Genomic DNA, 14,865 nt, shown 5'->3' with positions numbered 1-14,865 from the left:
GTCGAGAGCGCCGGCCGCGAGCCGGGGGAGCCGGTGACGCACCCACTACGGACCGTCGCAGAACTGGGCGGCCGGTCATGGGGTCGCGTGGGTGGTGTAGATGTGCTGGGCGACCTCGTCGCGCATGGCGGTGAACTCCGGGGCCGCGCGGATCGCGGTGAAGGGCACGTCGCCGAGTCCGGTTTTGAATGCCGTGGGACGGTCGTAGATGATGCGTCCCGGGCGGGTGCCCATGACGAGGACCCGGGTGCCCAGCAGTAGAGCCTCGTCGATGCTGTGGGTGACGAACAGGACGGTCTTGCGGCGGTCCCGCCAGAGGGTCAGCAGTTCACCCTGGAGGTTCTCCCTGGTCAGCGCGTCGAGGGCGCCGAAGGGTTCGTCCATGAGGATGATCCGGGGGTCGTTGATGAGTACCCGGGCGATCTGGGCGCGTTGCTGCTGGCCACCGGACAATTCGTAGGGGCGGCGGCCGCCGAGATGGTCCAGGCCGACCATGGTCAGCAGCCGGTCGGCCTCGGCTGTACGTTCGGCGCGGGCGACCCCGCGTACCTTCGGACCGAATTCGACATTCTGCCGGACCGACAGCCACGGATACAGGGCCGGTTGCTGGAATACCACGCCACGGTCCGGATCGGGTCCGGTGACGGGGCGGTCGCCGACGTGCACCGTGCCCGACGTCGATGGTGCTGCGGCGGATAAGGGTCGAACTGGATACCTGGGACGAACTGGACCGGCCGGGCCGCGAGATCAGCGTCGGCCGCAGCCTGGCCACCGGTGCCCCGCTGACGGGCGTGCACGAAACCGACGAACCCGATTTCACGGCCACCGACCGCAACGGCATACCGGTTATCGCGCCGGGCGCGCATATCGCCCGCGCCCACCACACGCGGGCGGGCGAGCGGATCTTCCGACGTGTCTACAACTACGACGATCCGCCGGCGTCGGGCGCCGTATCGAACTCGGGCCTGCTGTTCGTGTCCTTTCAGCGCGATATCACCACGCAGTTCCTGCCGATCCAGCAACGTCTCGACGAATTCGATGCACTCAACGAATGGACCACCCCCGTCGGCTCCGCGGTGTTCGCGGTCCCGCCGGGGATCGGGCCCGGAAGCTATCTCGGAGAGGGGCTGCTCGGTACATGAACTGGCCTGAGGGGTGATCGTCGCAGCTCGGGCGACCGCGCCGCCGACGGGAGCGGAACCGGGCGGCGCCGGCCGCCCGAGTTCACGCGGCTGTGCTAGCGCTTGGCTTCGACAGTGGACTCGACCTCGGACTTCTTGTCGGCCTTCGCTTTCTTGTCGGCTCGCTTTTCCTTCAGAGACTTTCCGGTCTTCTTCGAGGTGGAACTGCGCGGAGACTTATCGGACATCAGCGCGTCCTTCTGCCGGGGGGCCCGAGCGGCCCCGTCGGCTCGACCGTACGCGATGCCGGCGACGAACCAGCGGAACACGTATCCGTGGTGTCGTCGCCGGTCTCGGAGCCGGTAACGAGCTCGCAGGGATTTCGCCGCGGGTACCTCCGCCTGCCGTACAGGCGGGTGCGTGCGGCGTGACGGTCGGGCCGCCGGCGGTGAGGCCGGTCGGGCGCGTGAGTCAGTGCGCGGCCGTTCGCCGGAGTTTGGTGTTGACGAATTCGCCCATACCCCAGCGACCCAGTTCACGACCGTAACCGGAGTGGTTGACACCGCCGAAGGGTAAACCGGGCAATGTCGTGCCGTGTTCGTTGATATAGGCCATCCCGACCTCGAGACGATCGGCGACCTCCTCGGCCCGGCCGGTGTCGGTACTCCATACCGACCCGCTCAACCCGAAGTCGACGTCGTTGGCGAGCCGCACCGCGTCGTCGGCGGAGGCGACTTTGTAGACCATCGCGGCCGGACCGAAGATCTCCTCGGAGTAGGCGTCCATCTCCGGGGTGATTCCGGTGAGAACGGCGGGCCGCAGGAATGCTCCGTTGCCTTTCATGGGCGCGCCGCCCGTGTGCAGTGTCGCTCCCTGCCGCACGGCGGTGCTGATCTGGTCCGCGACGGTGTCCCGCGCGGAAACCGAGGACAACGGCCCCACCTCGGTGCCGGGATCCCGCGGATCCCCGACGACCGCGCGATCGAACTCGTCCACCAGTCCCCGGACGAAGTCGTCGTAGAGGTCGTCGAGGACGATGAAGCGTTTCGGGGAGTTGCAGGCCTGGCCCGCATTCGCCAGGCGGGCCCGGGCCGCGGTGCGGACCGTGCGCGTCATATCGTCCGTGTCCAGGAGGATGAACGGATCGGATCCGCCCAGTTCGAGGACGGATTTCTTCAGATTCTTCGCGGCCTCCGCCGCGACCGCGGCTCCCGCTCGCTCGCTACCGGTGAGTGAGACCCCGCGGATGGCCGGATGCGCCAGGAGTTCGGCGATCTGGCCTGCGCTGGCGTACACGTTGATGTACGCGTTCTCCGGCACGGACGCACTGTGCAGGATTTCGGCCATGAGGTTCGACGAGGCCGCGCAGATAGAGGCGTGCTTGAGAATGATCGTATTGCCCAGCAGCAGGTTCGGTGCGGCGAAGCGAGCCACCTGGTAGTAGGGATAGTTCCACGGCATCACCCCGACGAGCGGTCCGATCGGCACTTTCTGGACCACCGACTCCGCGGAGCCCTGGGGATCGAGCTGCTCGGTCGTCAGTAGGGCTGGCCCGTTCTCGGCGTACCAGCGATAGATGTCGGCGGCGAGCTGCACCTCCCCGGCCGCCTGCTCGGTGGGTTTGCCCATCTCTCGGGTGATCGTCGCGGCCAGCTCCGCCGACCGCTTCTCGTACAGGTCCGCGGTCCGCGCCAGCGCGGCGGCGCGCTCGGCTACCGGGGTGCGCTTCCACGTCGCGAAGCCCTCGGCGCACCGTTCGGCGATATCGGAGATCTGATCGTCGGCCAGGCCCGGGTATTCGTGCTCTGTAGTACCTGTGGCCGGGTTCGTCGTCACATAAGTACTCATGGCCCAATGCTACGGACCCCCTTGCCGGTGTTCGACGAAAATCGCATGCGCTGATTCGGAGGGTTTTATTGCATAAAGATCAAGGTTACATCCGTGTAATTACCGATTTGCGAGGTTTTGTATGCGTCCGTCCGCTAGTTCACCTCGAGTTCACCTTGCGGTCGTCCGATGTTAAGATAACCGGCCGGTCAAGTTAAGATTACGGAATTATCAAGGTGTGCGGCGGCCCAAAAGGTGTCGTGGATAAACACAGAACAAACAGGAGTGGGAACTATGGGTTCGGTCGACTTGGGCAGCCTCGGCACTCTTTTGAGCGCATTCGGCAGCATCTTCAGTGGTTTCGGCGATCTGTCGAGTTTGTCCGCCGAATAGCTTGTAGTGCAATGCAGTACGCTGCGTGGGCAGCCCGCTGGATGTAGTCCGGCGGGCTGTCGCATTTTCGGACCCAGATCCTCGATGGGCATGTATAGGCAGGTAGTGGCGCTGCACGGATGGCTGCGGGGGGGGGCATCCTCTGTCGGTGAATGCCTTTCTTCAGTTTTTGTGTGAGCGACGAAAACCGGTTCGTGGCGAATGGTGTCCGACGGTGGGCCGGATGGATTCTTCTCGAACCGTCATGGTATTTCCTCGGAGTTTCTCCGCGGACCGCCGGTGTGGGATCCAATTGGTTCGGCAGATATATTCGATCATGAACGGTTATGGACCTGCGGCGGTCCGTTACTCTCCGGGCCGGGGGGTGTAACGCGCAATTCCCCTCGCCCCGATGGTATTCGAACTGTTCGCCAGTTAATCGCCGCAGTTGAAGTCTATTTCGCTGGAGGGTAATGGACGCCCGGGCCTGATTTTCGGTGATGTGCGAGATGAATTCCATCGCGGCACGGTCTATTTCGACGGCGAGCGGTTTCGCTTCGGCTCGCCCGCCCGGGAGACTTCCCCCGGTGGGTGGAGCGCACCCTCATCGCGCGCTCCACCCACCGTCCATGGTGTAGGCCGCCCCGGTGACCATGCCGGCCTCCGGCGACGCCAGCCAGGCCACCAGGGCCGCGACCTCGTCCGGCTCGACGAGGCGTTTGATCGCGCTCTCGGTGAGCAGGATCTTCTCCAGCACTTCCTGTTCGGCCACCCCGTGCGCCTCGGCCTGATCCGCGATCTGTTTGTCCACCAGCGGTGTTCGTACGTAGCCGGGGTTGACACAGTTGCTCGTCACCCCGTGCGGGCCGCCCTCCAGCGCGGTCACCTTGGACAGCCCCTCCAGGCCGTGCTTGGCGGTCACGTAGGCGACCTTGTACGCGGAGGCACGCAAACCGTGCACCGAGGAGATGTTGACGATCCGCCCCCATCCCTGCCGGTACATATGTGGCAGCGCGGCCCGTACCAGCAGGAACGGCGCTTCGACCATCAGCCGGTGCAGTTCGCGGAACCGCTGGGGCGCGAACTCCTCGATCGGGCTGATGTGCTGCACCCCGGCGTTGTTCACCAGGATGTCGGTGGCGAGTTCGAGATCTTCGAGCGCCGCGACGTCGAGCAGATCCACCACCCACGCCGCGCCGCCCAGTTCCGCGGCCACGGCCGCGGCGCCGGCGCTGTCGACGTCGGCCACGGTGACCGTCGCCCCGCGCGCCGCGAGCGCCCGGGCGCAGGCCGCGCCGATCCCACTCGCGCCGCCGGTGACCAGGGCCTTACGTCCGACCAGGTCGCTCATCGCGCGGGTACTTCGGCGGTGCGTGCGTCCAGGCTCTCCGCGTCGGCGCGATCGATACTTTCCAGGGCCAGCCCCTTCGTCTCTCGTGCGGCGAGCACCGCGATCGCGCTGACCGCCGCCGCGCCCGCCAGATACCAGGCGATGGGTACCGCGGAGCCGTAGGTGTCGAGCAGTCGTACGGCGATGATCGGCGCCAATGATCCGGCCACGATCGAGGTCACCTGATAGCCCAGGGACACACCGGAATAGCGCATCCGGGTGGGGAACATCTCGGCCATGATCGCGGGCTGCCCGGCGTACATGAAGGCATGGAAGACCAGGCCGATGATGATGGCGGACACGATGATCAGGTTGTTGCCGCTGTCCATCATCGGGAAGGCGAAAAACCCCCAGGTTCCGGCGGTCAGCGCGCCGATCATATAGACCGGTCGCCGGCCGAAGCGGTCGGACAGGTGGCCCACCAGCGGAATCGCCACGAAGTGCACCGCGTGCGCGGCGAGCAGCCACCACAGGATCACCGTGGTGTCGGCGTGCACCTCGACCTTCAGGTAGGTGATGGTGAAGGTGACCACCAGGTAGTACATGATGTTCTCGCCGAAACGCAGCCCCATCGCGGTGAGCACACCGCGCGGGTACCGGCGCAGCACCTCGACGACGCTGAGCGAGGTGGCCTTGATCTGTTCGGCCTCCTGCTGCGCCGCGACGAAGATGGGCGCGTCGGTGATCTTGGTGCGGATGTAGTAGCCGATCAGCACCACCACCGCGGACAACCAGAAGGCGACCCGCCAGCCCCAGCCGAGGAACGCCTCGTCGGACAGTGTCGTGGTCAGCACCAGCAGCACCACGGTGGCCAGCAGATTGCCCGCGGGCACGCCCGCCTGTGGCCAGCTCGCCCAGAATCCGCGGCCGCGGCTCGGGCTGTGCTCGGCGACCAGCAGTACCGCACCGCCCCATTCGCCGCCCACCGCGAAACCCTGGATGAAGCGCAGCGCCACCAGCAGGCCCGGGGCCCAGTAGCCGATCTGCCCGAACGTCGGCAGACAGCCCATCAGGAACGTCGCGCTGCCGACCAGGACGAGACTGAATTGCAGCAATTTCTTGCGGCCGTACTTGTCGCCGTAATGCCCGAAGACCACCCCGCCCAGCGGGCGCGCCGCGAAGCCGACCGCGTAGGTGACGAACGCGGCGAGGATGGCATCCAGGTCGCTGGTGCCCTCGGCGAAGAACACCTTGCTGAACACCAGGGTAGCGGCGGTGCCATAGAGGAAGAATTCGTACCACTCCACGACGGTGCCTGCCATCGACGCGGCCACCACGCGCCGCAGACCGCCGGTATCCGCATCCTTCGGGCCGGCCGGGTCGAACCCGGCACTCTGCTCCCTCATCGCCACTCCTTCGTGCCCGGGGCCACCCGTCTCGTCGATGTGACGGACCCCACAACTTTCGGCTGCGTTGAGTATTGGTGCAGACGAAGGGAGTCGCAATGACCATTACTGCACCACGGCTGTGCGAAAATGCAGATATGAGTGGGGCCTTCTCAGGGCGTCCGAGCGCGGATGATCTTCTCGTGCTGCTGGCTGTCGGGCGTTCCGGCCGATTCGTGACGGCGGCGGACGCCCTCGGTCTCAATCACACCACCATTTCCCGGCGCATCGCCGCGCTGGAGCAGACCCTCGGCGGCCGGGTGCTCACCCGGGTGACCGGCGGCTGGGAACTGACCGAGCTCGGCCGGGAGGCGCTGGCCGCGGCCGAGGCAGTGGAATCGGCGGTGACATCGCTCGCGCCCGGCGGGAATCGCGTGCTGGAGGGCGTGGTCCGGATCTCGGCGACCGACGGCTTCAGCGCCTATATCGCCGCGCCCGCGGCGGCGGAGGTGCAGCGTCAGCATCCGAGTATCGCGGTCGAGATCGTGGCGACCACCCGCCGGGCCTCGCAACAGCGCTCCGGGCTCGACCTCGAGGTCGTCGTCGGCGAGCCGCGGGTCCGCCGCGCCACGGCCACCCACCTGGCCGACTACCGCCTGGGCCTCTACGGGTCGCGAGAATTCCTGCGCGACCACGGGGCCCCCGCCACGATCGACGATCTGGACAGGTATCCGCTGGTGTACTTCATCGACTCCATGCTGCAAGTCGACGAACTCGATCTGGCGTCCGGTGTCGTCCCCGCGATGCGGGAATCGGTGACCTCCACCAATGTTTTCGTGCACGTCGAAGCGACCCGTGCGGCCGCCGGCCTGGGCCTGCTGCCCTGTTTCATGGCCGACCGCCACCCCGACCTGGTCCGTGTCCTGGCGGATCCGGTGGCGGTGACCCTCGGCTACTGGCTGGTGGCCCGCACCGAAACCCTGCGCCGGCCGGAAGTCGCCGCGGTGGTGGCCGCCATCCGGTCCGTGGTCGACGACCGCCGGGACACGCTTCTGGGCCGAGCCGGATAACAGTCACCCGGCCCGGTGAGGCGTGTTCCTACTTCTCGGTGAGCTGCCCGCCGGCCATCTGCCAGCGGCGGGTCGCGCGCACCGAATCCAGCATCCGGCGGTCGTGTGTCACCAGAATCAATGTGCCGGTGAACGAGTCGATGGCCTGCTCGAGCTGTTCGATGGCCGGCAGGTCGAGGTGGTTGGTCGGCTCGTCGAGGACGAGCAGGTTCACGCCGCGCGCCTGCAGCAGGGCCAGGGCCGCGCGGGTGCGTTCGCCGGGGGACAGCGTGTCGCAGGCGCGGATGACGTGCGGGCCGCGCAGTCCGAACTTGGCGAGCAGGGTGCGGACCTCGGCATCGGGCCAATCGGGCATGGCCGCACCGAAGGTGGTGGCGAGAGCGGCACCGCCACGGAACAGGCCACGTGCCTGGTCGACCTCGCCGATCTGCACGCCCGAACCGAGCGCGGCAGTGCCGGTATCGGGGGTGAGTTTGCCGAGTAGGAGGGAGAGCAGGGTGGTCTTACCGGAGCCGTTCGCACCGGCCAGGACGATGCGGTCGGCCCAATCGATCTGGGTGGTCACCGGTCCGAGGGTGAATTCACCGCGGGTGACCGTGGCGTTGTTCGCTGTCGCGACGACCGAACCGCTGCGCGGAGCCGCCGCGATCTGCATGCGGAGTTCCCACTCTTTACGCGGCTCCTCGACCACATCGAGTCGTTCGATGCGCCGCTGCGTCTGGCGGGCCTTCGCGGCTTGTTTCTCGGTGGATTCGGCGCGGACCTTGCGGCCGTGCTTGTCCGAGTCGTTCTTGCTCTTGCGGCGCGCGTTGCGGACACCCGATTCCAGCCAATTGCGCTGCATCAGCGCCCGGGCTTCCAGACCGGCTCGGGTATCGGCGAATTCTTCGTAGGCCTCGCGGGCGTGCCGGCGGGCGATCTCGCGTTCGGCCAGGTAGGCGTCGTAACCCCCGTCGTAGAAACCGACCTGCTGCTGGGCGAGATCGAGTTCGAGCACGCCGTTCACCGTGCGGGTCAGGAATTCCCGGTCGTGGCTGATGATCATCAGCGGGACCCGGATACCGGTGACGAAGCGTTCCAGGCGTTCGAGTCCGTCGAGGTCGAGATCGTTGGTGGGTTCGTCGAGAAGCAGGATGTCGAAGCGCGACAGCAGGACCGACGCGAGGCCGGCGCGGGCGGCTTGCCCGCCGGACAGTCCGGTCATCGGGGTGTCGAGTCCACCGGCGAGACCGTCGGTGAGGCCGAGATCGGCGGCGACCTCCGCGGCGCGCTGCTCGAGGTCGGCGCCGCCGAGCGCCAGCCAGTGTTCGAGCGAGGGGGAGTAGTCGTCGGCGCCGCCCTCGCCGAGACGTTCGGCTGCCGCGTCCATGATCTGCTGGGCGGGCGCGACACCGGTTCGGCGAGCGAGGAATTCGAGGACGGTCTCGCCGGGGACGCGCTCGGGTTCCTGGGCCAGGTAGCCGACGGTGGCATCGGGCGGGCTCAGCGTGATCGTGCCGTCGTCGGGGGTGCCGTCGGCGAGCAGGCGCAACAGGGTCGATTTGCCCGCCCCGTTGACGCCGACCAGGCCGATCACATCGCCGGGAGCGAGGGTGACATCGAGGTCGGCGAACAGGGTGCGTTCGGCGTGCCCGGCCGAGAGGCCGCTGGCCTGCAATGTTGCGCTCACCGGGCATATTCTGCCCGGTCGGCCGAAACCCCGGGATCTGCCCCCGCTTGTGGTGGGCGCCGGTCCGGTGGCCCGCAGCGTCGTCGACGGTGCCCGGCAGCCCCTGCCGACAGCCGCGCGAGCACCTCGGTCTCGCCCCGGTACGGGTGCAAGAGGACCGGGGGATAATGTGAGTCTGTATTCTGCAGGAATTACACTCTCGTACTTGCGGGAAGGCGACTCACCGGCGAGTGGCATGCATAACGTCGTGATCGGTCAGGTAGAAGGGACACCCTGTTGACCATGTCGAGTTCGCCGGGCCACGACGGCGCCGATACTCCGGCGCCCGCGTGGGCCGATCGCGCGGCCGATCGGTCCCGTTCGGTACAGCGGTCGCGTGCGCGCAGTGTCGAGCAGGCGCAGGCGATCGTTGCGGCGGCCCGGCGGCTGCTGCAGGCCGATGGCGCCGCCCTCACCACCCAGGAGCTCGCGAAGGAAGCCGGGATCGCCCTGCAGACCTTCTACCGGCATTTCCCCAGCAAGGACGAACTGCTCCTGGCGGTGTTCGAGGACGTCATCACCGAACGGACGGCTGAGCTCGAGGCGGCCGCGCGGGACCTGCCGGACCCGGTGGAGCGTTTGCATTTCTATATCGTCCGAGTGCTCCGGTCGGTCAGTGAGAATGCCGATTTCGGTCCGCGGTTCGTCACCGCCGAGCACTGGCGGCTGCATCAACGGTTCCCGGCGGAGATGGAGCGGGCCAACCAGCCGTTCGCCGTGCTGATCGAACGGGAACTCCGCGAGGCGGAGGCGGCGGGTCTGCTCCGGCCGAACGATCCGGCGGGTGACGCGTGGTTCGCGATGAAACTGGTGATGTCGGTATTCCACCACTTCGCGTTCACACCCGCCCGGGACAGTGGCGACGCCCCGGAGCGGCTGTGGAACTTCTGCCTGGCCGCGTTCGGCGGGCTGACCCGGGTAGCGCCCGCCGGGTCGCCGGAGGACACGTGATGTGACCACCGGCGGGCCTACCCCGGTGATGTAGCGGAACTCATCTGTGCGGCGAGTGCCGGAACGCGCCGCACCGGTTCAGGGCCGGCTGTCGGCGACCTGCTGACGCACCCGGAACTTCTGCACCTTGCCGCTGGCGGTGCGCGGGAAATCGTCGACGCAATGCAGCTCCTCGGGCCATTTCTGCCGTGCCAGCCCCGCCGCCGCGAAATGCTCGCGAACATCCGCCAGCGTCGGCATGGCCGAACCCTCGCGGATTCGCAGCACCGCCGCGGGCTGTTCGCCGAAACGCTCATGCGGTGCGGCCACGACGACGGCCTCGGCGACCGCGGGCATCGAGAGCAGGGTTTCCTCGACCTCCAGGGCGCTGATGTTCTCGCCGCCCCGGATGATGATGTCGGATTTCCGGTCGGTGATGCTCAGATAGCCGTCCGCGTCGATCTCCCCGATATCTCCGGTGCGATACCAGCCGTCCTCGTCGAAGGCCGCGGCGGTCAGCGAGTCGTCGGTGTACCCCAGGCACAGATCCGGTCCACGGCTGTAGATTTCGCCGTCCTCGTTCAGCTTGATCTCCACTCCCGGACGTGCGGCACCATCGGTGAACAGCCGTTTCGCCGCGTCCGCGGTGTGGTGGGAACCGGTGATCGACGGATGTTCCGTGCTGCCGTAGGAGCGGGTCACGATGATTCCGAGATCGGTGAGCCGCTGGGCCACCGCGGTGGGGACTGTCGAGCCGCCCAGGCCGATATGCGAGATATAGCGGAGGTGGCGGGGATGGAAATCGGGATGGTCGAGCAGGCTGGTGACGAAATACGGAGGTCCACCGCCGATGGCGACGCCGTCGCTGTCCATCAATCCGATGACGCGACCCGGATCCCAGGCGTCGAGCAGATGGATGGGCGTGCCCTGGAGGACCGGGAGCAGGAACGCGCCCAGCATGCCGATGAAATGCCCGACCGGTAGCGCGGTCAGCTGCGCCGGTTGATCGGCCGGGTAGTTGGCCATCAGCTGGCGTGTTTCGAAGGCCAGGGTGCGGTGGCTGTGGACGACGCCCTTCGGGCTGCGGGTGGTGCCGGAGGTGAACGCGATCAGGGCAGGCTCGGCGGGGTCGTGCCGCGCCGGCTCGGTGAGAGGTTCGGTGGCGAGCAACTCGTCGAAGTCGAGTCCCACGACGCCCACGACGGGCACCTCGGTGGTGAGTTCGGGGTGGTACTTCATCCGGCCGAATTCCGCGGCGGTGATGAAAACCCGTGGGCGTGTCACCGACAGGATGTAGCCGAGTTCGCTGGGGCCGTAGAAATGCACGACCGGTACGACTATCGCGCCCAGTAGTGCCGACGCCCAGAACGTCGCCGCGGCCTCCTGCCAGTTGGGCAACTGGAAGACCACGATATCGCCCGGCCCGACGCCGCGTTCACGGAGACCGGCGGCGAGCCGGCGGGCGGTCGTTTCCACCTCACCCACTGTCGCGCGGTACGGCCGGATCTGCGAATGCACGCAGAATTCCAGTTCCCGAGCTTTTTCCAAGCCTTCCGCGAGTGCGGTCCCGAGCGTTTCGTCCGTCCACCAGCCCTCCTGCTCGTATCGGCGGCGGAGCTCGTCGGGGATCCGGCGTGGACGTGGTGTAAAGGCTGCTGTCGCATCCATTCCGATCACTGACATCACAGTTCTCCCTCGAACTTCTCCTCGACGACGGCGCGGTCCGGGAACGTGTCACCGGCCGGCCGTGGCGACCCGGCGGAGTGCGACCCGGACGGTGCCCGGGTCGTCGGCGCTCATCTCCGGGCTGGGAGAGGAAACGCGGCCCTCGTCTTTCTCGGCTGCCGGATCCGCCGCGTTCGCGAGAGCGCCGATGTCATTATGTAGAACGTGACTTCCACTCGTAGGAGAATGGGATTATCGATCGGCCGGTGTCGCTGATGGTCGAAGCGTCCGCCGCTGTGCCGGCGCCGGTCCGCGGGGCCACCGGTTCTCGCCGGGGGCGGGATGGTCTCCGTAGCGGCTGGGTGGGCCTTCCACAGTCGCCTGCCGGCCGCCACGGATCGTCCTCGCGGGCTTCCGGGGGGGCTGCGGCGGTACCCGGAGGTGGTGCCGTCGCGGCCTTTCGACGTGCAATGCGCCTGGTAATCGCAGTAGATGAAGTTCGATTCTTGCGGATTCCGGAGTTTTACTCCCCAAAACGAGAGTCATGTTCTACCTTTATGTAGAGTCGCATTCTGCAATGGTCTTCGGGAGGTATGTGGTGGACGACGAGGCCTTGGATGGTGTGCGGGTGGTCGAACTCGCGCAGTGGGTCTTCGTACCCGTTACGGGTGCGCTGCTGGCCGATTGGGGCGCCGATGTCGTCCGGGTCGAACGTCCGGACGGCGATCCTTACCGCAATCTCGCGACGCAGGGCATCGGCAGCGACAGCTCGGGCGTGAATCTCTCCGTGGCGCTGGCCAATCGGGGAAAGCGCTCGGTGTCGATCGATCTGCACAACGAACAAGGACTCGAACTGCTGGACCGGCTCCTGGAGACGGCGGACGTCTTCCTGACGAATCTGCGCCCGGGCGCACTGCGCCGCCTCGGTCTCGACGCCGAAACGCTCACCCGGCGATATCCGCGTCTGGTGTACGCGAGCGGCCACGGTTTCGGTGCGCGCGGCCCGGACGCCGACAAACCCGGCTACGATTCCTCCGCCTTCTGGGCGCAGGGCGGGGTCGCGCATATTCTCACCCCGCCGGAGCGGGAGCATCCGATCAGCCAGCGCGGCGCGATGGGGGACCGCAACGGCGCGATGGCCCTGGCGTTCGGGATCGCGACCGCACTGGTGCGCCAGCAGCGTTCCGGCCGGGGCGCGGTGGTCGACGTATCCTTGCTCGCCACCGCGATGTGGATGCTGTCCTCGGATGTGCTGTCGGCGCTGGCCGGTGGCACCCCTCGCGCGGCAACGGGCCGAGGCAGTGCGGTCAACCCGCTCGTGGGTGCCTACCGGACGAAGGACGGCCGGCACATTCAGCTGGTCTTCCTACAGGCCGACCGATACTGGGCACCTTTCTGCCGCCTCCTCGGGCGGGACGACTTGATCGAGGACCCGCGGTTCGTGGATATGGCCGCGCGCCGCAACCACCTGGACGCCTGTGTGGCAGAACTCGATTCGGAGTTCGCCAACCGGACATTCGACGAGTGGAAGGAACTGCTGGCGGGTCTGGACGCGCCGTGGGCGCCCATGCAGTCCGTCGACGAATTACTCGACGATCCACAGGTTCTCGCCAACGACTATCTCGGCACGGTCGAGTTGGCGGACGGCCGGTCCTATCCCTTGCCGACCGGACCCGTGCAGATCGATCGACGCCCGCCGGCGCTACGGCGCGCCCCCGAACACGGCGAGCACACCGAGGAGATCCTGCTCTCGCTCGGCTACTCGTGGGATCAGATCGGTGAGCTGAAGGATGCGGGGGTGGTTCTGTGACCGACCGGCCTCTCCCGGTCCCGGACGACCTGTCCGGTCCGTACTGGACCCAGGCGAACCGGCACGTGCTCGCGCTGGCCCGGTGTCGCCGATGTCGTCGGTTCGCGATCCCACCCGGCCTGACCTGCCCGCATTGCCGCACCGCGGAACCGGCGTACGAGTTCGAGCCGGTGAGCGGCCGGGGCACGGTGCGATCCTGGACGGTGATCCGCCGGGCGTCCCTGCTCGGGTTCGCCGGCGAGGTGCCCTACCTGCTCGTGGATGTCGAACTCGCGGCCCAGGCCGAGCTCCGGATGATCGGGCGTCTGCTGGACGGTCCGGATGCCGTGGTGCGGGCGGGCGATCCGGTCGAGGTGGCGTTCGAGGATGTCACCGCGGAGGTTTCGGTTCCGGCATTCGTTTTGGCGGGCCGGTCATGACCGGGCGGTTCCGGGCGACCGGCGAGGTCGCGCTCGTGGGGTTCGCGCACAGTGCCGTGCGCAAGCATGCCGACCGTCCGCTCGGTGCGTCGGCCGTCGAGGTCGCCCGGTCGGCGATCGCGGACGCGGGATTGACACCCGAGGTGATCGACGGGTTCGTCACCTCGGCCCTGTTCCCGACCTCGGGCGCGCACGCGGTGAGCGACGGGGTCAGTACGGTATCGGCGCAGTGGCTGGCCGGACGGATCTCGCCGGCACCGCGGTACGTGGCCGGCTTCCAGGGGATCGGCCAGCTGCCGGGCGCTGTCGCGCTGGCGGTGAACGCGATAGTCAGCGGCGCCGCGGAGTACGTTCTGCTGCACCGGGCCCTGCACAACCCCGCCGGTGGTTACCACGACAACCCCGTCCGGTCCGTTTCCGGGGACCACCAGTGGACGGCACCGCAGGGTTTCGGCGGGCCGCTGCCGATGATCGCGCTGCCGTACAACGAATATCTGCAGCGCTACGGGGCCGACCCGGAGGCCATGGCGAGCGTGGTGGTCGAGGCTCGCAAGAACGGGGCCCGGATCCCGTGGTCGTACTGGCATCACCGGCCGCTGACGCCGGAAGAGTATTCGGCCGCGCCGATGATCAGCGATCCGGTGCGGCGGGTCGACTGCGATATCCCCGTCGACGGCGTGGCCGCGTTCGTGCTCACCTCCGCCGACCGGGCCCGCGACCTTCCCCATCGCCCCGTCTACGTGGCCGGCTATGCCCAGAGCGGTCCGCCACCGCAGCGGCTGCCGCTGCACTGGCCGTTGGACGACATCATGGCGGGCGGCGTCGACACCGTCCGGCGGCTCTGGGAAGCAACGGGTTTCGGCATACAGGACGTCGACCTGCCCCAGCTCTACGACGGGTTCTCCCCGTTCGTCTACTTCTGGCTGGAAGCGCTGGGCCTGTGCCCGGTGGGCGAGGCCCACCGATTCGTCCGGGACGGCGGTATCGACAGCGATCGGCCCGGCGGGCTCCCTGTGCTCTCCGGCGGGGGTGCCCTCGGCAACGGCCGCATGCACGGCATACCGCAGATGCTCGAGTGCTATCTGCAGCTGTCCGGGCGGGCGGGATCGCGCCAGCGCGACAAGGCGACGGTCGGTCTCGCGTGCCATTCCTCGCCGCATTTCGGTGGCGCGGTCGTCTACAGCACCGAGCCCCGGCGGGCAGGAGGAACACGATGACATCGAACAAG

The 14,865-nt window shown here is 67.6% G+C and carries 12 protein-coding genes and 1 pseudogene; 6 read left to right on the top strand and 7 right to left on the bottom strand.

Annotated features, from left to right (window positions below):
- Positions 1-75: 75 nt before the first annotated feature.
- Positions 76-666 carry an ABC transporter ATP-binding protein gene (locus ACIA75_RS23705; protein WP_397107487.1) on the bottom strand — a complete coding sequence of 197 codons (591 nt, stop codon included), beginning with the start codon at positions 664-666 and terminating at the stop codon, positions 76-78.
- A gap of 8 nt (positions 667-674) precedes the next feature.
- Here ACIA75_RS23705 and ACIA75_RS23700 point away from each other — a divergent pair.
- Positions 675-1,142: pseudogene (locus ACIA75_RS23700) on the top strand (Dyp-type peroxidase); the annotation flags it as partial.
- Between the two features lie 95 nt (positions 1,143-1,237).
- On the opposite strand, the gene ACIA75_RS23695 reads toward ACIA75_RS23700, so the two are convergent.
- From ACIA75_RS23695 to ACIA75_RS23680, 4 genes are all read right to left on the bottom strand, one after another.
- Entirely contained in the window at positions 1,238-1,369 is a 132-nt protein-coding gene (locus ACIA75_RS23695; RefSeq protein WP_397107485.1) for a hypothetical protein, read from the bottom strand.
- Positions 1,370-1,592: 223 nt separating this feature from the next.
- On the bottom strand, positions 1,593-2,969 hold the full coding sequence (locus tag ACIA75_RS23690; RefSeq protein ID WP_397107483.1) for an NAD-dependent succinate-semialdehyde dehydrogenase: 1,377 nt from the start codon (positions 2,967-2,969) through the stop codon (positions 1,593-1,595).
- 955 nt (positions 2,970-3,924) lie between these two features.
- Positions 3,925-4,671, bottom strand: coding sequence for a 3-hydroxybutyrate dehydrogenase (locus tag ACIA75_RS23685; RefSeq protein WP_397107481.1), 747 nt, complete (start codon positions 4,669-4,671; stop codon positions 3,925-3,927).
- Positions 4,668-6,056 carry an MFS transporter gene (locus tag ACIA75_RS23680; RefSeq protein ID WP_397107479.1) on the bottom strand — a complete coding sequence of 463 codons (1,389 nt, stop codon included), beginning with the start codon at positions 6,054-6,056 and terminating at the stop codon, positions 4,668-4,670. Before ACIA75_RS23680 ends, ACIA75_RS23685 begins: the two co-directional genes overlap by 4 nt.
- Positions 6,057-6,154: 98 nt before the next feature.
- Between ACIA75_RS23680 and ACIA75_RS23675 the strand changes: the two genes are divergently transcribed.
- On the top strand, positions 6,155-7,105 hold the full coding sequence (locus tag ACIA75_RS23675; RefSeq protein ID WP_397107476.1) for a LysR family transcriptional regulator: 951 nt from the start codon (positions 6,155-6,157) through the stop codon (positions 7,103-7,105).
- A gap of 28 nt (positions 7,106-7,133) precedes the next feature.
- Here ACIA75_RS23675 and ACIA75_RS23670 read toward each other — a convergent pair whose 3' ends face one another.
- A complete protein-coding gene (locus ACIA75_RS23670) occupies positions 7,134-8,774 on the bottom strand; it encodes an ABC-F family ATP-binding cassette domain-containing protein (protein WP_397107474.1) in 1,641 nt (546 codons plus the stop codon).
- Between the two features lie 282 nt (positions 8,775-9,056).
- On the opposite strand from ACIA75_RS23670, the gene ACIA75_RS23665 reads away from it, so the two are divergent.
- Positions 9,057-9,764 carry a TetR/AcrR family transcriptional regulator gene (locus ACIA75_RS23665; RefSeq protein ID WP_397107472.1) on the top strand — a complete coding sequence of 236 codons (708 nt, stop codon included), beginning with the start codon at positions 9,057-9,059 and terminating at the stop codon, positions 9,762-9,764.
- 78 nt (positions 9,765-9,842) lie between these two features.
- On the opposite strand, the gene ACIA75_RS23660 is transcribed toward ACIA75_RS23665, so the two are convergent.
- Complete coding sequence (locus tag ACIA75_RS23660; protein ID WP_397107470.1) at positions 9,843-11,426, bottom strand: AMP-binding protein; 1,584 nt, start codon at positions 11,424-11,426, stop codon at positions 9,843-9,845.
- 559 nt (positions 11,427-11,985) lie between these two features.
- On the opposite strand from ACIA75_RS23660, the gene ACIA75_RS23655 reads away from it, so the two are divergent.
- The 3 genes from ACIA75_RS23655 to ACIA75_RS23645 are packed head-to-tail and all read left to right on the top strand — an operon-like array spanning position 11,986 to position 14,854.
- Positions 11,986-13,218 carry a CaiB/BaiF CoA transferase family protein gene (locus ACIA75_RS23655; RefSeq protein ID WP_397107468.1) on the top strand — a complete coding sequence of 411 codons (1,233 nt, stop codon included), beginning with the start codon at positions 11,986-11,988 and terminating at the stop codon, positions 13,216-13,218.
- Entirely contained in the window at positions 13,215-13,637 is a 423-nt protein-coding gene (locus ACIA75_RS23650) for a Zn-ribbon domain-containing OB-fold protein (RefSeq protein WP_397107466.1), read from the top strand. The genes ACIA75_RS23655 and ACIA75_RS23650 overlap by 4 nt, the downstream gene beginning before the upstream one ends.
- Positions 13,634-14,854, top strand: a complete 1,221-nt coding sequence (locus ACIA75_RS23645) for a thiolase family protein (RefSeq protein WP_397107464.1) — start codon at positions 13,634-13,636, stop codon at positions 14,852-14,854. Before ACIA75_RS23650 ends, ACIA75_RS23645 begins: the two co-directional genes overlap by 4 nt.
- The last annotated feature ends 11 nt before the right edge of the window (positions 14,855-14,865 follow it).

This window comes from Nocardia sp. NPDC051750 (assembly GCF_044453135.1).
Lineage (GTDB): Bacteria > Actinomycetota > Actinomycetes > Mycobacteriales > Mycobacteriaceae > Nocardia.
This window is presented reverse-complemented; position numbering and strand designations above follow the sequence as displayed.